The sequence below is a fragment of the Microbulbifer variabilis genome (assembly GCF_052467165.1).
On sequence record NZ_CP174301.1, the window covers coordinates 1210294 to 1227146 of the forward strand.

Sequence of the window (16853 nt, forward strand, 5' to 3'; positions counted from 1 at the left end):
TAACTGGCGGAGCAATATTGCAGTATCCCCCCTACAGGTAAAGGGCTTTACTCGAGAAAACCACTTTTCTGCAAATTGACATTTGCGCTTTGGGCGCTGAGAGGTATAATCGCGCCGATACCCAATCCCGCCTATTCGAGGTTTGAGTGTCAACAATGTCTGAATCCAATCTGCGCATCGCGCGCGAAGCCCTCACTTTTGACGACGTCCTACTTGTGCCCGGTTTTTCCGAGGTTACCGCCAAGGATGTCAGCCTGAAAACCCAGCTTTCCCGCAATATCACCCTGAATATTCCCATTGTATCCGCCGCTATGGATACGGTGACGGAAGCACGCCTGGCTATTGCCCTGGCTCAGGAAGGTGGTATTGGTATTATCCACAAGAGCATGTCTATTGAAGAGCAGGCTCTTGCGGTTCGAGCCGTAAAAAAATTCGAAGCTGGTGTGGTAAAAGATCCTATTACTATTGAGTCTGATGCCACTGTACGCGAGCTGATCGCACTGACAAGCCACCATAATATTTCCGGTGTTCCGGTAATGGATAAAGGCAATCTGGTTGGTATCGTAACCAGCCGCGATGTACGCTTTCTTACCGATCTGGATGTTAGCGTCGCCAGTGTGATGACTCCGAAAGAGCGTCTGGTAACTGCTCACGAAGATGCCTCTTCAGATCATGTGCGCGAATTGCTGCACAAGCACCGCATCGAGAAAGTACTCGTTGTGAACGATGACTTTGAGTTGCGTGGTCTGATTACCGTTAAAGACTTTAATAAGGCCGAGCAGTATCCGAATTCCTGCAAGGACTCCGATGGTCGCCTACGTGTCGGCGCATCTGTCGGTACAAGCCCTGATACTGATGACCGTGTGGCAGCTCTTGTAGAGGCTGGTGTGGATGTGTTGGTAGTCGATACTGCCCACGGCCACTCCCTCAACGTGATTGATCGTGTACGCCGTATCAAAGAAATGCACCCCCAAGTGGATGTCATTGGCGGCAATATTGCGACAGGGGAAGCCGCTCGTGCATTGGTTGAAGCTGGTGCGGACGCAGTGAAGGTAGGTATTGGGCCCGGTTCTATTTGCACCACTCGAATCGTGACTGGTATCGGTGTGCCCCAGGTAACGGCAATTGCCGAGGTTTCCACTGCACTTAAAGGGACAGGCGTGCCTATGATTGCCGATGGCGGTATCCGCTACTCCGGTGATATTTCCAAAGCGATTGTCGCTGGTGCTTCCTCTGTAATGATGGGCTCCATGTTTGCCGGTACCGAAGAGGCGCCGGGTGAAGTGGAGCTGTATCAAGGACGTACTTATAAATCCTATCGGGGCATGGGCTCTCTCGGCGCTATGGCGCGCACCCAGGGATCTTCTGATCGCTATTTCCAAGATGCCAGCAAGGGCGCAGAGAAACTGGTTCCGGAAGGTATCGAAGGGCGCGTCCCCTACAAAGGTCCTCTGTCTGCCATAGTGCACCAGATGCTGGGCGGCCTGCGCTCAGCTATGGGTTATACCGGTAGTGTGGATATTGAAACCATGCGCACCCGTCCGGAGTTTGTGCGAGTAACTGCCGCCGGCATGGGTGAGTCCCATGTGCATGATGTACAGATTACCAAAGAAGCGCCCAACTACCCGGTGGGTGGACGCTAAGCCTCCCGGTGAACAAGTTTCAGTACCAAGCCGCAAACGGACCTTTCAGGTCCGTTTGCCGTTATTTATTCTGTTAATGAGTCAATCATGAGCCAAGATATCCACTCCAGCCGAATTCTGATCCTCGACTTTGGGTCCCAGTACACCCAGTTGATCGCCCGCCGTGTGCGCGAGCTGGGTGTTTTTTCCGAAATTCGCGCCTTCGACATGAGCGAAGAAGAGATCCGCGAATATAACCCGAAAGGTATTATCCTGGCCGGTGGGCCCGAGTCTGTACCGGAAGAGGGCTCTCCCCGCGCGCCAGAAGTGGTTTACAGCTTGGGAGTGCCGGTACTGGGGATTTGCTATGGCATGCAGACCATGGCACACCAGCTGGGCGGCGCAGTGCAGGGCAGTGATGTCCGTGAGTTTGGCTATGCCCAGGTAAAAGTAGAGGGCACTTCGAATCTGCTGCGCGATATCAGAGATCATCTCAACGATGAAGGTGAGGCACTGCTGGATGTATGGATGAGCCACGGCGATAAAGTTGTGCAGATGCCAGAAGGCTTTGAACTTCTGGCTTCCACCGATTCCTGCCCCATCGCCGGCATGTACTCCGCCGAAAAGAACTTCTTTGGTGTGCAGTTCCACCCGGAAGTGACCCATACCCTTCAGGGAATGCGTATCTATGAACACTTTGTTATCGACATCTGCGGTTGTGAAAAGCTCTGGACCCCGGCCAATATTATCGAGGACTCCATCGCCAAAGTGCGAGAACAAGTGGGCGATGGCAAGGTATTGCTGGGTCTTTCAGGGGGTGTCGACAGTTCTGTTGTGGCGGCACTGCTGCACAAGGCGATTGGTGATCAGCTGACCTGTGTTTTTGTGGACAACGGCCTGTTGCGCAAAAATGAGGGCGATCAGGTGATGCAAATGTTCGCCGACAATATGGGCGTACGGGTTGTTCGCGCCGATGCGGAAGAGGATTTCCTCTCACGTCTGGCAGGTGTGGATGAGCCTGAAGCCAAGCGCAAAATTATCGGTAATACCTTTATCGAGATTTTCGATCGAGAAGCTTCCAAATTGCAGGATGTGAAGTTCCTGGCGCAGGGTACTATTTATCCGGATGTGATTGAATCCGCCGCGGCCAAAACGGGCAAAGCCCATGTGATTAAGTCTCATCACAATGTGGGTGGCCTGCCGGAAGATATGCAGTTTGATCTGGTAGAACCTCTGCGCGAATTGTTTAAGGATGAGGTGCGCAAAATCGGCCTGGAGCTGGGTCTGCCCTACGATATGGTCTACCGCCATCCCTTCCCGGGACCGGGTTTGGGAGTACGTATTCTTGGCGAAGTAAAAAGGGAGTACGCTGATATCCTGCGCGAAGCAGATGCGATCTTTATCGAGGAGCTACACAAGGCCGATTGGTACCATAAAACCAGCCAGGCGTTTGTAGTATTCCTGCCGGTGAAGTCTGTCGGTGTCGTGGGGGATGGTCGTCGCTACGAATATGTGGTGGCACTTCGCGCAGTGGAAACCGTGGACTTTATGACCGCGCGCTGGGCGCATTTGCCCTACGAACTGATTGAGAAGGTTTCCAATCGCATTATCAATGAGATAGAGCATATCTCGCGCGTAGCCTACGACGTGTCCAGTAAGCCGCCAGCGACTATTGAATGGGAATAAAATAAGTAATTACTTCCCCGCCGCTTGTAGGGGTGTTTGGCACCCCTGCACCACTTTTTTCCCGCCAAGCGTGCCACTTTCCACAGCCGTGTCTCTTCCTGTTATTTCGGTCATTTACTTAGGGGATCTTTTAAGCAGGATTTACTTTCATTCGTAACTCGTTGATTTTTTGAACATTTCCAGCTTTGGTTATTTTTTCTTCAGATTGTCACAATGACGTAACCATGGGCCTTTGCGCCGATCGCTTGAGAGTTAATCACAGAGATATCCACAGAATCTGTGAGTAGAGGTAGCTAGTGGATAAAGTGCAGCTGCTGTCGTGGAGAGGTGCCCAAATGCGGGAGCTTATTGGGGGTTAAAGAGTTTAGCGGGAGTTGTTTAACCCCCGGGGAAGCTTCAGAGTTGGTGGCGGAAGCTAATTAGGGCGGCGGTAACCGCTACATTCAGGCTTTCGACATCATTGTGCATGGGGATGCGGAGTAATTCATTACACTGATTCGATACGGCCTCGCTGACACCGCGTGTTTCATTGCCGAGAACAAAAATGGTGGGGACTTCACCTGTAACCTCTGCCAGGGTCAATTGCGCGTGAGAGGAGAGGCCGCAGACACGGGCTCCCGCCTTGCGGAATTCTCCCAGTGTGTTCGCCAGTGTTTCACAGCGCAAAATGCGAGTTTTAAACAGGGTGCCAGTACTGGCCTTGATCACCAGTGGGTCAATCTGTGCGCAGCCTTTGCGCGGTAGGATTATGCCATCTATGCCGCCTGCACAGGCGGAACGAATAATCATGCCCAGGTTCTGTGGATTGGTAATACCATCGAGTGCCAACAGCTCGTAGGGCTTTTTATTGTTGTCGCCTTGACGCTGCTGAAGAAATCCTTCGCAGGTGCTGTAGTGGGGGAGGGCCAGGTCAAGTGCCACTCCCTGGTCCTGGCGGGAATTCTTCGAGATTCGTGAGAGTCCCTTGCGGTCCCAATGGACAATTTCCACCTGGCGCTCCTCGGCCAGCGCCTCCATACGACTGATTAGTTGATCGCGCCGGTTGCTGCTTGCCAGGTGTAGTTTATGCACCGGTAGGCTGGGATCTTCCAGGGCTTCGAGAACCGGCTTGCGCCCATAAATGGTTAGAAGACTGTCGTAGAAGGCTCTTTTTTTCAGGTACTCAGAGGAGTCTTTCACCGCATTGGCTCACTCAATAATTCGATCAAACTGGCCGCGCTCTCATCCGATAGCTGGCCGCGCCGCGCCAACTCTACACAGGCGAGTCCCAGTTGGCGATAGTGAAGTGCCAATTGTGGGTCCACAGAGGCAAGATTCTCCACTTGAGTGGCAACTGTCTCCAGGTCACCTCGGGCAATAGGACCTGTGAGGGACTTTTCGGGGCCTAGGGACATATTGTTCTGTGCGGTCTGCAGGACAATAGGTTCAAGCAGTTTGAGGGCGCTGTTGCGCTCGATACCCGCCGCGGCAAAGCTGCGTAGACTCAGGTCAATCAGAGCGGTGAGATAGTTGCAGGCAATTACTGAACCAGCGTGATACAGGGACTTGTGTTGAGCCTCAATGGTAAGGATTTCGCAACCGAGGGCGGTGAAAGCATTTTCCAGAGCACTGACAGCAAGACTGTCTCCCTCCAGTGCGACACTGCTGCCGGGGAGGGTATCCAGGGAATGCAGGGGCTCGGCAAAACTGTGAACCGGATGGGCACTGGCGATAGAGGCGGGGCGCAGAACTTCGAGAACCTGCGAGCTGAGAGCTCCGCTGCAATGAAATGCGATAATGTCGTTGCGCTCTGCAAGTCTATCGGAGAGGCGCTGGGCAAACACAGCAATCTCACCGTCAGAGCAGGAAATCAGCCAGCAGTCGGCTTCGGCCATGGATTCTATAGACTCGGCAGCCTGGCCTGCACCGATAAATTCAACCGCTGCCAGTGCACTGTCGTAGCTGCGATTGAAGATGGACTTAAGTTGGAACAGTCCTTTTTGCTGCCACAGGCGCCCGAGGGTTTTCCCCAGGCGGCCAGCACCAATAATGTTAAGTGTCTGCATCAGTTTCCGGCGAGGCAATCGAGGTAGGCTTTTACGGCATTCTCAAGCCCCATACTTATGGCATCCACCGTGAGAGCGTGGCCGATGGAGACTTCCTGTAGCCCCGGCAGGGTACGATAGCGATGCAAGTTAACGAGATTGAGGTCGTGGCCTGCATTAATACCGAGGCCCAGCTGACGTGCGTGTTCGGCAGCGGCGCAGTGGGTGGCAAAAATGCTATCCAAATCCGGGCTCTGTTTGGCAACAGCTTCCGCGTAAGGACCGGTATAAAGCTCAATACGATCAGCGCCAATATCTCTGGCCAGGCTGATCTGTTCCAGGTCAGGGTCCATAAACAAACTGACGCGGATTCCTGCCCCCTTCAATTTCGCAATCTGTGGCACTAGGCGCGGGCCGTCGAGCTTGAGATTGAAACCGTGGTCTGAAGTCAGTTGGTCATTGCTGTCTGGTACCAGGGTGCACTGATCGGGCTTGGTTTCCAGTGCCAATTCCACCAGGCCTGGATAGTCCGCTAAATGTGTAGCGAAGGGGTTGCCCTCAACATTGAACTCTATGCCCTGTCGTTCCCTGCACAGAGTTGCAAGTTCGCGTACATCGCCAGGGCGGATATGGCGCTGATCCGGACGCGGATGCACAGTAATTCCCTGTGCGCCAGCATCTAGGCAGATCCTGCCGTGGGCGACAACGTCGGGAAAGTTGCCCTCGCGGGAATTGCGAATGAGGGCAATTTTGTTGAGATTTACGCTGAGAGCTATCACTGCTTATTCTCCCTTAGTGTTGTTGGCGATAGTTTTATCGCCGACATCGATTCTTTTTGCGTCGAGGATACGGATAGGCACGTTGGGTGCACTCGGGTGCTTTCGATATAGGCCACGAGGCTCCCGCACAATTTTTTCTACTACATCCATGCCTTCGATCACCTTGCCAAATACGGCATAGCCCGCCTGGTCTTCTTTTGCATCGAGCCTGGTGTTGTCCACTAGGTTGATAAAAAATTGTGAGGTTGCACTATCTGGATCGTTAGTCCTCGCCATCGACAGGGTGCCACGCAGATTCTGTAAGCCATTGGTGGATTCGTTGACAATTGCGTCGCGGGTTTCTTTCCTTTGGAAATCAAAAGTGAAGCCGCCAGCCTGTACTACAAAACCGGGCACGACCCGGTGAAAGATAATCCCGTTATAAAACCCGCTATCGGTATAGGCGAGAAAATTCTCCACTGTGGCCGGAGCCTCTTTAGCGAACAGCTCAACCCGGATTACGCCCAGGTCAGTTTTCAGTTCAACCTGGGGATTTTTGGCCAGTGCGGGAAGCGCAAAGAGAGCACAGAGAAAACACACAAAAAGTTTACGCATCATCCTTGTCCTTTTGGGGTTGTTTTAGGGATCTGATTTAACAGCGCGCCCGGTCCAATGCTGGATGAAGGGCTGCGGGGGGCGGCAAATGCCGCAACCCCAGCTCTTAATAGTATGCGATTTCTTTGCCCGGAAGTGAGATCAGTTGGCCCACTCGGAGTGGCGTTTGCGGGGGCGAACGCGGGGGGCAATCATTGCGAGTATGGCACCGACTGCCACAGATAAGGCACCAAACAAATACCATCTCTGGGATTCACTGCCGGAAAGACGTTGGATCTCGGCCTCTGCCATAATTTTTTCCTGCTTGAGTAGCTCGTGCTGGTGCAGAAGTTTCTGGTGACGCTCATTGAGGGATATAGCGTCCGAGGACAGGGTCTTGAGTGCTTTGAGTTCAGTAGTAAGGTCTTGTGTCTGTTGCTGGGCCGCGCTCAGGGAACTATTCAACTGGCTGTTCTCCTCTTCCAGGCGGCGGACCTCGCCACCGAGATTTCCCTCCATCTTTTCAAAGCGGGCCAGGTTGGCTTCGGCACTGGCCAGTTTGAGCTTTGCTACCGGTTCGGATACCAGGTATTGGCGCCTGACCCAGCCTTCAGTGCCGCCCGGTGTCCGCACTCGTGTCCAGCCTTCAGATGCAGCGTCCTCCAGGACCGTAAGCTCGGTGCCACTTGGCAGCCCCCGGTGGAGAATGCGAAACCCGTTACCCTTGCCGGAACGCATGGGTACGTGAAGTTGGTCGGTGATATAGCGGGTTTCAGCGCTTACTAAGGCTGGAACCACATTTAATAGTGCCGCAGCAAGCAGGCCCGACATTAGTTTTTTCATGGTCATACAGCTTCTATTTTTATGTTGTTATCAGGGCAGCACTAACTTGAAGGGTTTGACGGTTATTGATGCGTAGACCCCTGCTTCGATATAGGGGTCTCTGTCAGCCCAGGCTTTTGCATCCTCCAGCGAGGGAAACTCTGCAATAACGAGGCTGCCACTGAAGCCTGATTCACCTGGCTCTTCACTGTCTATGGATGGATGGGGGCCGGCGGCGAGCAGGCGGCCTTCATCTTTCAGGCGGCCGAGTCTAGCCAGGTGATCAGCGCGCGCTTTTTTGCGCAAAGGGAGACTATCGCTAACATCTTCACTGATGATTGCGTACCACATTGTATTTAATGCTCTTGTTAGTTCTTTAAAGTGCTATTGCGCGACCATCACTTCTTCCAGTTTCAACCCGGTCAGCTTGCCGATGCGGGAGAAAAGGAAAAAGAGGGCACCCATTAAGATCAGGGTTGATGGGATTGCAATAACCAGATATCCATATGCCGTCATTTCACCCAGCTCGGTGTTGTAGGCTTCGGTGCCGGGTGGGCTGGTGACGATCATTTTGGCGAGAATGTAGTTCAGCGCCGAGGAGAAAAAGAATGACCCGGCAACAATCCATGAGGTCTGGCGCAAAGTGCGCTCAAAGGCCGGCTGGTTGCCATTTGCCTGTAATGACTGGGCAATTTTTGCCGTATTCAGAATTTGATCGTTGTAGAGGAGGGTTTTGACCAGGGGCCAGCGGGTATAAACGGATAGAGCCGTTGCAACACCCAGCAGGCCGGGGATCGCGGCTTCCTTGATCGCGATGTATTGCGGGTCCAGCTTTAGCAAGCTGATACCGCCGGTGAGAAGGATGCCTATAAACCCGAGGGCCGAGAAGAAGTTGACCTTGCCCAGGCGCAGCAGGTCGCGAAGACCGTATCCCAGCGGGAAGGCCAGGGCCACGATTAACGCCCAAGTTGGGCCCAACCAGTCATCCCCGGAAAGTTTGGTCAGTATCAATGTCGGAATGATGACATTGAAGGTGATATTGCTGAGAAACCCTTCCTTTTTAGGTTTCTCGGGAGATGTTGTGGTCGAATTCGTTTCGGTCATACTCTATTCCGGTGATAATGCCCGCAGGAAATCAGTCTGGAGGCGATATCTCTATAGTCCCTCCAAAACAATTTCTTCCCCACTGACAATACTGCTGTCAGACTCCGGCCCCGAGGTCACATAGGCTGACCATTGGTCCGGGCCTTATCCCTGAAAACGCCGGGTGCCGCTGTGACAGCATTGCCGGGTAATTGTTCCAAAATAATGGATACTGCGACGATCACTGTCGCCAAACTGAGTGAGAGCCCACTATTGAGAGCCCTGTCTGCTGATCTGAATACCGATCTTGTCGATCTGCACTGTCACAGTACCGCTTCTGACGGTATTTTAAGTCCTGCACAGCTGGTGTCGAGGGCGAAATGCCAAGGTGTGACACTGATGGCACTCACGGACCACGATACGGTGGATGGAGTAGCACAGGCACAGGAAGCTGGTGACCAATTGGGCATCACTGTGCTGGCAGGGATTGAATTCTCCAGCCTTTGGGGGCGTCGCTCGATTCACATTGTTGGTCTCAATGTTGATCTGACGTCGCAGGAGCTGCGTAATGCCATAAGCTTGCGCGAAGGGCTTCGCCTGGAGCGTGCCGAGCGTATTGCTGAGCGACTGCACAAGCGCGGCTTCATCGGTGCTCTAGAGGGTGGGCGTGCTGTTGCTGGGGAATCTGTATTGGGCAGGCCGCATTTTGCCCGATGGTTAGTAGAAGCGGGTCATGTAGAGGATACAGCGCGGGCTTTTAAGCGTTATTTAGGCGCAGGTAAGGTAGGTGATGTGAAGGTCGAGTGGCCCCAAATGGTGGAGACCATAGAGACAATTCATGCGGCTGGTGGCAGTGCTGTATTGGCACACCCACTTAAGTATGGGTTTACCCGCACCCAGTTGGTCCGGTTACTTGGCGAGTTTTCGCGCTGCGGGGGCGATGCGATAGAGTTGCTGTGCGGCCGCCAAAATCCTACCCAGACTAAGGAATTGCGGAGTCTTATGTCTTCGGTCACAACTGAACTTAACGGTCCGCAATTGCGCTGTTCCCTGGGAAGTGATTTTCACCAGCCAGACCAGCCCTGGCGGGAATTGGGTTGCGTGCGTCTACCAGAAGACGTCGAGCCGGTATGGAATCTGTGGCACACTCTGCACCGGGATCGACCCGGTCATGCCATGACAGCCTAGCCAAGCGTACTTTTTACGTATGTTTTGTAGATGCTGTCGAACCGAGATCCCTTGCGGGTCAGTCAAGGTCTGCAAAGAGGTTTCAATTCATTAAAGGCTTGGGGGGCTTTTGTGGCGCAGTTTTTTCAGATTCATCCGGATAATCCTCAAGGGCGCCTGATTTCTCAGGCTGCTGATATCGTGAATGCAGGAGGGGTTATCGTCTACCCCACAGATTCTGCCTATGCCATTGGCTGCCGCCTTGGAGAAAAGTTGGCCGTTGAGCGCATTCGCGCATTGAGACAGCTGGATAAACAGCATAATTTCACTCTAATGTGTCGGGATCTATCGGAGCTGGCTACCTATGCCAAGGTAGATAATCAGATGTTCCGCCTACTCAAGAATCATACACCTGGCCCCTATACATTTATTATGCCGGCTACCGCAGAAGTGCCACGTCGTCTTATTCACCCGAAGCGTAAGACTATTGGTATCCGTGTACCCGACAATGCAATAACTCTCGCCCTGATTGAAACAGTGGGTGAGCCCCTGATGAGTTGCAGCCTGATCATGCCAGGTGATGAGCAGCCCCTGACCGACCCCTACGATATTCGCGATACCCTTGAGCATCAGGTCGAGCTGGTGATTGATGGGGGGTTCTGTGGTATGGAGCCAACCACTGTTGTAGACCTTACCGGCGAAGAGCCGGAGCTGATTCGCCAGGGTTGCGGAACGGCTGATGAAATTCTGGGCTGAATAGTGTCACGCTAGTGTATAATCGCGCGTTTGCGCTTTCGAGGGTGGGGCAGGGTGTCCAGTGAAGAATTACTAGCCGAGGTGGAGGAGCAGGTGCTTGCCGAGGTCGCGGCGAGTGAAGGCGACTCTACCGAAGCTCCCCCTGAGAGTGTAGATACGCCAGGTCATTCGGAAGATGCGCCTGTGGCACTGGTATTAGGCGAGGCTTTTACTGACCTGCCACCAGACCTGTTTATTCCGCCAGATGCTTTGGAAGTGATTTTGGAGGCCTTTGAGGGGCCCCTGGATCTGCTTCTATACCTGATTCGTCGCCAGAACCTGGATATTCTTGAAATTAATGTATCAGACATCACCCGCCAGTATATGGCCTACGTGGAAATGATGACGTCGATACGTTTTGAGCTTGCAGCCGAGTACCTGGTGATGGCAGCCATGCTCGCAGAGATCAAGTCGAGAATGTTACTGCCGCGCCCGCCGGAAGCTGAGGAAGAGGAGGGTGAAGACCCTCGGGCCGCATTGATCCGCCGCTTGCAGGAATATGAGCGTTTTAAGACTGCGGCGGAGGATCTCGACGAGATTCCACGTATGGGGCGAGATATTCACCAAGCCAGCGCTGAAGGCCCCGATCGCAGTATCACCCGACCCGACCCGGATGTGGATCTCAAAGAGGTATTGGTTGCTCTGGCAGATGTATTGCGTCGTGCGGATATGTTTGAGAGCCACCAGGTCGAACGGGAGAAGCTCTCTACCCGTGAACGTATGACCCAGGTACTGGATCAGATTCGCCACGGCCAATTTGTGCCTTTTGTGAGCCTGTTTACCGTGAAGGAGGGGCGCCTTGGTGTGGTGGTTACTTTCCTTGCAGTGATGGAGTTGGTGAAAGAGTCCCTGGCGGAACTGGTACAAAACGAGGCCTTCGGCCCGATCCATGTACGGGCAGCCGGGCAGAGTGGCTCCGGAAGTGTTGATAGTCATGACGAGTACCTCTCGGGTCCTGAAAGTAGCTTGGAAGGAGACGACGATGCTCAGCCAGCTGAAGCACCAAGTGGTGAATTACTGCCAATTGAGAGTGAGCTGGAGGGTAATGACACACTGGTTGCTGAGGATGAGCAGTCGGTAGTAGAGCAGAATGGGCAGCCAAGCGAAGAGTTAGCTGGTGCGTAAAAGTGGGACGTGCCGGATGAATTGCCGAGAAAGCATCAGAGTTAGAAAATAGAAGATGACAATTGCTCCGGAATTACTGCGCAGAATTGTAGAGGGCGCCCTGCTTGCGGCAGGGCAGCCTCTGAGTGAAGAAAAGTTATTGTCGCTGCTTGAAGAAGAGGAGCAGCCCTCCAATACAACCTTGAGAGATATCCTTGAGGAGATAGCGCAGGATTGTATTGGGCGCGGCTTTGAACTCAGGAAGGTGGCCACGGGCTGGCGTTTCCAGGTGCCTGAAGATTTGGCGCCCTGGGTAAACCGCCTTTGGGAGGAAAAAGCGCAGAGGTATTCCCGCGCAACTTTGGAAACCCTGGCAATCATCGCCTATCGCCAGCCGGTAACCCGCGGAGATATCGAGGAGATTCGCGGTGTAGCGGTGAGTTCGCAGATTGTTAAAACCCTGCTTGAGCGCGGTTGGGTCAAAGTAGTTGGCCATCGTGATGTGCCTGGCAAACCATCGCTGTATGCGACCACGCGGGAATTTCTGGATTACTTTAATCTAAGCTCCCTAGATAATTTGCCAACCCTGGCTGAGATTCGCGATATAGAGAGTCTCAACAAGATCCTTGAAGCAGAGGGGTTGTCCCCAGAGGAGATTACTGCGGCAGAGACTGATAGTGCAGATATTGAGGTGTCGCAAATCAGCGGTGAGGTTTCTGCAGAAAGTGGAGAGTCGGAGGTCCAGGAGGGTTCTGAAGAAGAAGTTGTTGATATTGCGGCTGAAGAGTCAGTGGGCGATATTGATAAAGAGCCTGATGATATTGATGGAGATGTGCGGGTTGAAGTGCTGGTAGAGGAAATTGTAGCGCAGTCAGAAGACCAGCCTGCTGAAGAAGTTGAGCCTGTGTCGCCAGTGGAGCGAGAGAAAATTGATGAGAAATTAGATGAGGGCGATCGGGATGATGCGGTTGAGGCTGCGGCATCGCTGGTTGCGATGGAGATTGAGCGGGAGCAGGAAGAAACGGTATTAGAGAATTTGGGTGCCGTTGACACAGGTGATACTGAAGCCGCCCCCCAAGACGATAATAGAGAGACTGAACTGGTAGCGGAGGCGCATAGCACAGCCCCGATAGCGGCGACCCTGCCGCCTAGTAGCCTGTTTGGTGATAACGACACAGCGAGCGAAGTCGGACTGGAAGATAGGGCCGAAGGGAATGCTGATGTCGATGATGATTCCCAGGATGTAGTGCAAGTGGAAAACACCACCCCATGAGTGATGGCACCTCGCCAGCAGGCGAAAAATTGCAGAAAGTATTGGCACGCAGTGGCCTTGGTTCACGGCGAGAGATGGAGCGCGCGATCGATGCTGGCCGCGTGACAATCAATGGAAAAGTGGCGGAGCTAGGTGAGCGGGTTACCGGCCAGGACCGCATTGAATTTGATGGTCAGCGACTGCCATCGACCGAGGAGAATCGCTGCCGCGTCATTCTGTACAACAAGCCGGTCGGTGAGATTTGCTCACGCCACGATCCCGAAGGGCGCCCGACAGTTTACGATCGATTACCAAGGTTGAAGACGGGGCGTTGGATTTCTGTGGGGCGCCTGGATTTTAATACCAGTGGACTCCTATTGTTTACCAACAGTGGTGAGCTGGCCAACAAATTGATGCATCCCTCCTCGGTGATCGATCGCGAATACCTGGTACGAATCCAGGGCGAAGTGGACGATGAGATGAAAAGGCGCTTGGTCAAAGGGGTATTGCTGGATGATGGCTCTGCGCGCTTTACTGATATCGTCGAGAGCGGCGGTGAGGGTAGGAACCGCTGGTTCTATTGCGTGGTAATGGAGGGGCGCAACCGTGAAGTGCGGCGTTTGTGGGAATCTCAGGGTGTGCGAGTGAGCCGCCTCAAGAGAGTTCGCTACGGTAGTGTATTTATCCCCTCCCATGTGCGTGTGGGCCAGTGGATTGAGATGGAGCCCCGCGAAATTGATGATCTGTGTGTTACTGCGGGTCTGCCAAAACTTGGTCAGAGACCGCTCACACAGGGAGAAAAACAGACTCTTGAGCGCCAGCGCCGAAAGCTACGCAAGTCGCCGGTGCCGGCGCAGCGCCGCAACAAGTCCAGGTAAGCCCCAATAAAAAAGCCCGCCATTAGCGGGCTTTTTTATTGAAAATAGTAATGAGGCTGGTAGCGCGGTCTATGGTGATTGGGGTTCATTCTCCGGTGTTTCCCCAGCTTCCTCCTGCTGTTGGTTTTGCATTTCCGATTGAACACCCTGCGGGCCTCCCCCCATAGCATCATCAACATCCGAGGGAATATCTGAGACGGAGTCTGTAGTATTACTGCTCCCCTGGTCTGCTCCGCCGGGCGTCGGACCCTCAATTGCGTCAGTACTGGATTCCAATAAATTCTTAAGTTTTGACAGTCCGTGTTCGTAGGACTCGCCCACCATTTTTTTCACAGCCAGGCCCATCCAGCGTTCCCTGGGGCCGCCTCCTGTATCGCTCATAAAGGCCCAGGTTATCTTGGTGCCTTCACCCTCGGGTTGCAGCTTAAACTCCGCCTCCGCAGTGCTACCATCACCGAAAGCCAGTTTGGTGCGGACCATAGAATTTGGCGTGCTGGCGGTGATAGTCTGGCTGCCGCTGCCTGCCTTCGAGTTCTCGCCACGCCAACTCATTTCCGCGCCCACGCCCTCTTCAGGTCCGCTGTAATCGTATTGCATAGATGGGTCTATATTGCGCCAAGGGGACCAGCTATTGAATTTGCGAAAATTATTGACGTAGGGAAAGACGGCCTGGGGAGGCTTATCGATATAGACGCTCCGCTCAAGGCTTACCTCTCGAGGGAACAGATATCCGGCGAGCAGTAACAATACCAGGAATATGAGGATATAGATGATCCAGCGCATAGCAGGGTCCTTTGCTATTGGCGGTCAAATAGTCATGATCGCCAGCCCGTGCTGGCGATAGATTGTTTATAGCAGTTTTTGCGCCGTTCAATCGTCGGTGATATGCAGAAGTGGCAGCTGAATCTCGACACACAGGCCGGCACCAATGCTATTGCGCGCAGTGATACTGCCTCCATGGTGCAGCAGAGTGCGTTGGGCAATAGCCAGACCCAGGCCAAAGCCACCACTCTCCCGGGTGCGTGCGCTGTCCGTTCGATAGAAGGGGCGGAAAATAGCCTCCAGTTCCTCCTCCTCGACCCCTGAGCCAGAGTCGATTACAGAGATGCTACAGGATTCTCCGGACTCCTCTACCAGTACTCGTACGAGGCCGCCTGAGGGGCTGTATTTGATGGCATTACGCAGAATATTCTCCAGTGCTGCGGTCAGTGAGCTGCCGCGAGTAGCGATTAAAAGCTCTTCGCCAGTGGTGCTCACATCAAAGCTCAGGCTTTTTTCCTCAGCTTCTATGTGCAGATCATCAATCAATGCCGAAAGCAGGCTGTTCAACTCGACCACATCATCCAGTGGACGCTGCTCCTGGCTACTGACTGGCAGGGACAATACATCGGCAATGATATCCTCCAGGTAATCCGCAGCCTTGCCGATTTTGTCCAGCTCGGTGTCAAGCCCTGCCACCTGCTTTTGGCGGGCGATAGCCAAAGCTACCTGGAGCCGAGCCAGGGGGGAGCGCAACTCGTGAGAAACATCCTTGATCAGGCGGCGCTGTTCGGACATGGACTCCTGCAGTTGTGCGGTCATTGAGTCAAAATCGAGGGCAAGGTCTGTCAGTTCATCGTTGCGGGTGCGCAAACTCGGAGCAACCCTGTAGTCCAGCTCACCGGCAGCGACTCGTCTGGTGGCGGTTCGGAGCTGTTCAAGGGGGCGGCTCAAGTAGCTGGCCAGCCAGTAGCAGGCAACTCCGGAAGCGATCATTGAAAGCAGCAGCATGGGCCAGAAATTGCGCCATAGGAAGCGCAGCAAAAGGCCTTCCTTGCTATCGCCGGCAACCAGGGCGATGCGTAGAGGGTCCCCTGTGCGTAGTGGCAGGAAGAAGCCCACGGTGGGTTTATTGTCCACTAACATGTGCGCTTCGCGATTGCGGTAATCCAGGCTGTTGATCAGAGGCTTCATATCGGTAGGAACCTGGCGCCCAAGCAGATCGTTGCCCAGGTGGTCCACCGCGTAGACGCGGCGTTGGACTTTCTTAGGCGCTCGCTCCAGCCAGTGCTGGAACTGCTCAGGACCATGGCGGCGGGCTATACGCATATTGCGCATGACTTCTCGAAATAGTGCGGGCCCCTCCCAGCGCTCCTCCTGGCGTGGGTCGCCAAACTCGCCAAAATGGGTAATGTAAATGGCGGCAACCACCATCACCATGGCGGTGATCCATGCGCCAAAAAACATTTTCCAGAAGAGGCTGCGCATTTTGATACTACCTACTGCTTGGCCTGGGTGAGCATATAGCCAGCGCCGCGAATATTGATAATCAGATCGCGGCTGGCGCCTTTGTCGGCGAGCTTCTTACGGATATTGCTCACATGTACGTCGATTGAGCGATCGTAGGGCATAAGCTTGCGCCCTAGTGCACTTTCGGTCAGAACCTCTTTACCAACCACATCCCCGGCGTGCTGCACCAGCACTTTGAGTACTGAGAATTCAGCGCCAGTGAGGGATAGGGCCTGTTCGCTCCAATAGGCCTGGTGTTCAGCTGGTAAAAGTCGCAACTGACCGCTGCTAAGACTGTCGTCATTTTCTTCTATTTCAACCCGCCCACGGCGCAATATAGCGCGCAGGCGCGCGGCCAGCTCACGTGGATTACAAGGTTTGGGCAGGTAGTCATCGGCCCCCATTTCCAGGCCCACAATGCGATCCACGGTATCGCCTTTGGCTGTGAGCATGATGACAGGCAGGGATCTACTCGTTGGGGAGGCCTCTTCGCGGAGTTTACGCAGCACGTCAAAACCGTTATGTACTGGAAGCATTACATCCAGTACCAGGGCGTCAAAGTTTTGGCTCTGTGCCAGCTCAAGCCCCCGGCCGCCATCATTGGCCGCTGTTACTTCAAAGCCTTCGCCGGTGAGGAACTCCCTCAGCAGGTCGGTCAATTCTGTGTCGTCATCGATCAGGAGGATTCGGCTCATGGCGTTCTCTCTGTTGCTGTGGTGCCATTATATGCAAAGCACTGGCGCTAGTTATCGCAGCCCTGTGGGCTTTTTACCGTTCTTAACAATTGTTTACCCCGGTTT

Annotated in this window: 16 protein-coding genes and 1 pseudogene; 7 read left to right on the forward strand and 10 right to left on the reverse strand. The window is 53.8% G+C overall.

The window, feature by feature from the left end:
* The first annotated feature begins 155 nt into the window (after nt 1-155).
* Nucleotides 156-1643 (forward strand): IMP dehydrogenase, encoded by a 1488-nt coding sequence (guaB, locus tag ACJJIP_RS05280; protein WP_020413558.1) that lies wholly within the window; start codon nt 156-158, stop codon nt 1641-1643.
* 87 nt (nt 1644-1730) lie between these two features.
* On the forward strand, nt 1731-3308 hold the full coding sequence (guaA, locus tag ACJJIP_RS05285) for a glutamine-hydrolyzing GMP synthase (protein ID WP_020413557.1): 1578 nt from the start codon (nt 1731-1733) through the stop codon (nt 3306-3308).
* 396 nt (nt 3309-3704) lie between these two features.
* Here the strand turns inward: guaA and ACJJIP_RS05290 are convergent, their stop codons facing one another.
* From ACJJIP_RS05290 to ACJJIP_RS05320, 7 genes are all read right to left on the reverse strand, one after another.
* Nucleotides 3705-4487 (reverse strand): TrmH family RNA methyltransferase, encoded by a 783-nt coding sequence (locus tag ACJJIP_RS05290; protein WP_444946362.1) that lies wholly within the window; start codon nt 4485-4487, stop codon nt 3705-3707.
* A complete protein-coding gene (locus ACJJIP_RS05295) occupies nt 4484-5353 on the reverse strand; it encodes a Rossmann-like and DUF2520 domain-containing protein (protein ID WP_444946363.1) in 870 nt (289 codons plus the stop codon). Before ACJJIP_RS05295 ends, ACJJIP_RS05290 begins: the two co-directional genes overlap by 4 nt.
* A complete protein-coding gene (locus tag ACJJIP_RS05300) occupies nt 5353-6111 on the reverse strand; it encodes a pyridoxine 5'-phosphate synthase (RefSeq protein WP_353376515.1) in 759 nt (252 codons plus the stop codon). The genes ACJJIP_RS05295 and ACJJIP_RS05300 overlap by 1 nt, the downstream gene beginning before the upstream one ends.
* Nucleotides 6112-6114: 3 nt before the next feature.
* On the reverse strand, nt 6115-6705 hold the full coding sequence (locus tag ACJJIP_RS05305; protein ID WP_157533499.1) for a peptidylprolyl isomerase: 591 nt from the start codon (nt 6703-6705) through the stop codon (nt 6115-6117).
* A 141-nt stretch (nt 6706-6846) separates the two neighbouring features.
* Entirely contained in the window at nt 6847-7533 is a 687-nt protein-coding gene (locus tag ACJJIP_RS05310) for a TIGR04211 family SH3 domain-containing protein (protein WP_444946364.1), read from the reverse strand.
* 24 nt (nt 7534-7557) lie between these two features.
* Nucleotides 7558-7857 carry a YciI family protein gene (locus tag ACJJIP_RS05315; protein WP_020413551.1) on the reverse strand — a complete coding sequence of 100 codons (300 nt, stop codon included), beginning with the start codon at nt 7855-7857 and terminating at the stop codon, nt 7558-7560.
* 33 nt (nt 7858-7890) lie between these two features.
* Nucleotides 7891-8610, reverse strand: coding sequence for a VC0807 family protein (locus ACJJIP_RS05320; protein WP_020413550.1), 720 nt, complete (start codon nt 8608-8610; stop codon nt 7891-7893).
* Between the two features lie 171 nt (nt 8611-8781).
* Between ACJJIP_RS05320 and ACJJIP_RS05325 the strand changes: the two genes are divergently transcribed.
* The 5 genes and pseudogenes from ACJJIP_RS05325 (at nt 8782) to rluB (ending at nt 13785) form a co-directional block, all read left to right on the forward strand.
* On the forward strand, nt 8782-9777 hold the full coding sequence (locus ACJJIP_RS05325) for a PHP domain-containing protein (RefSeq protein WP_353376518.1): 996 nt from the start codon (nt 8782-8784) through the stop codon (nt 9775-9777).
* A 111-nt stretch (nt 9778-9888) separates the two neighbouring features.
* On the forward strand, nt 9889-10512 hold the full coding sequence (locus ACJJIP_RS05330; protein WP_020413548.1) for an L-threonylcarbamoyladenylate synthase: 624 nt from the start codon (nt 9889-9891) through the stop codon (nt 10510-10512).
* 183 nt (nt 10513-10695) lie between these two features.
* A pseudogene (locus ACJJIP_RS05335) lies at nt 10696-11460 on the forward strand (segregation and condensation protein A); the annotation flags it as partial.
* Between the two features lie 271 nt (nt 11461-11731).
* Nucleotides 11732-12928, forward strand: a complete 1197-nt coding sequence (gene scpB / locus ACJJIP_RS05340) for an SMC-Scp complex subunit ScpB (protein ID WP_020413546.1) — start codon at nt 11732-11734, stop codon at nt 12926-12928.
* Nucleotides 12925-13785, forward strand: a complete 861-nt coding sequence (gene rluB / locus ACJJIP_RS05345; RefSeq protein WP_444946365.1) for a 23S rRNA pseudouridine(2605) synthase RluB — start codon at nt 12925-12927, stop codon at nt 13783-13785. Before scpB ends, rluB begins: the two co-directional genes overlap by 4 nt.
* A 69-nt stretch (nt 13786-13854) precedes the next feature.
* Here the strand turns inward: rluB and ACJJIP_RS05350 are convergent, their stop codons facing one another.
* From ACJJIP_RS05350 to ACJJIP_RS05360, 3 genes are all read right to left on the reverse strand, one after another.
* Nucleotides 13855-14568 carry an SRPBCC family protein gene (locus ACJJIP_RS05350; protein ID WP_020413544.1) on the reverse strand — a complete coding sequence of 238 codons (714 nt, stop codon included), beginning with the start codon at nt 14566-14568 and terminating at the stop codon, nt 13855-13857.
* 87 nt (nt 14569-14655) lie between these two features.
* Complete coding sequence (locus tag ACJJIP_RS05355; RefSeq protein ID WP_444946366.1) at nt 14656-16032, reverse strand: ATP-binding protein; 1377 nt, start codon at nt 16030-16032, stop codon at nt 14656-14658.
* Nucleotides 16033-16043: 11 nt separating this feature from the next.
* On the reverse strand, nt 16044-16748 hold the full coding sequence (locus tag ACJJIP_RS05360) for a response regulator transcription factor (RefSeq protein ID WP_020413542.1): 705 nt from the start codon (nt 16746-16748) through the stop codon (nt 16044-16046).
* Nucleotides 16749-16853 lie beyond the last annotated feature (105 nt).

Excerpts from the sequence above, each read along its gene's own strand:
- ACJJIP_RS05315 (WP_020413551.1), bottom strand. The coding sequence starts at position 7,857 with ATGTGGTACGCAATCATCAGTGAAGATGTTAGCGATAGTCTCCCTTTG.
- guaA (WP_020413557.1), top strand. The coding sequence starts at position 1,731 with ATGAGCCAAGATATCCACTCCAGCCGAATTCTGATCCTCGACTTTGGG.
- scpB (WP_020413546.1), top strand. The coding sequence starts at position 11,732 with ATGACAATTGCTCCGGAATTACTGCGCAGAATTGTAGAGGGCGCCCTG.
- ACJJIP_RS05360 (WP_020413542.1), bottom strand. The coding sequence starts at position 16,748 with ATGAGCCGAATCCTCCTGATCGATGACGACACAGAATTGACCGACCTG.
- ACJJIP_RS05350 (WP_020413544.1), bottom strand. The coding sequence starts at position 14,568 with ATGCGCTGGATCATCTATATCCTCATATTCCTGGTATTGTTACTGCTC.
- rluB (WP_444946365.1), top strand. The coding sequence starts at position 12,925 with ATGAGTGATGGCACCTCGCCAGCAGGCGAAAAATTGCAGAAAGTATTG.
- ACJJIP_RS05320 (WP_020413550.1), bottom strand. The coding sequence starts at position 8,610 with ATGACCGAAACGAATTCGACCACAACATCTCCCGAGAAACCTAAAAAG.
- ACJJIP_RS05310 (WP_444946364.1), bottom strand. The coding sequence starts at position 7,533 with ATGACCATGAAAAAACTAATGTCGGGCCTGCTTGCTGCGGCACTATTA.
- ACJJIP_RS05355 (WP_444946366.1), bottom strand. The coding sequence starts at position 16,032 with ATGCGCAGCCTCTTCTGGAAAATGTTTTTTGGCGCATGGATCACCGCC.
- ACJJIP_RS05295 (WP_444946363.1), bottom strand. The coding sequence starts at position 5,353 with ATGCAGACACTTAACATTATTGGTGCTGGCCGCCTGGGGAAAACCCTC.
- ACJJIP_RS05305 (WP_157533499.1), bottom strand. The coding sequence starts at position 6,705 with ATGCGTAAACTTTTTGTGTGTTTTCTCTGTGCTCTCTTTGCGCTTCCC.
- guaB (WP_020413558.1), top strand. The coding sequence starts at position 156 with ATGTCTGAATCCAATCTGCGCATCGCGCGCGAAGCCCTCACTTTTGAC.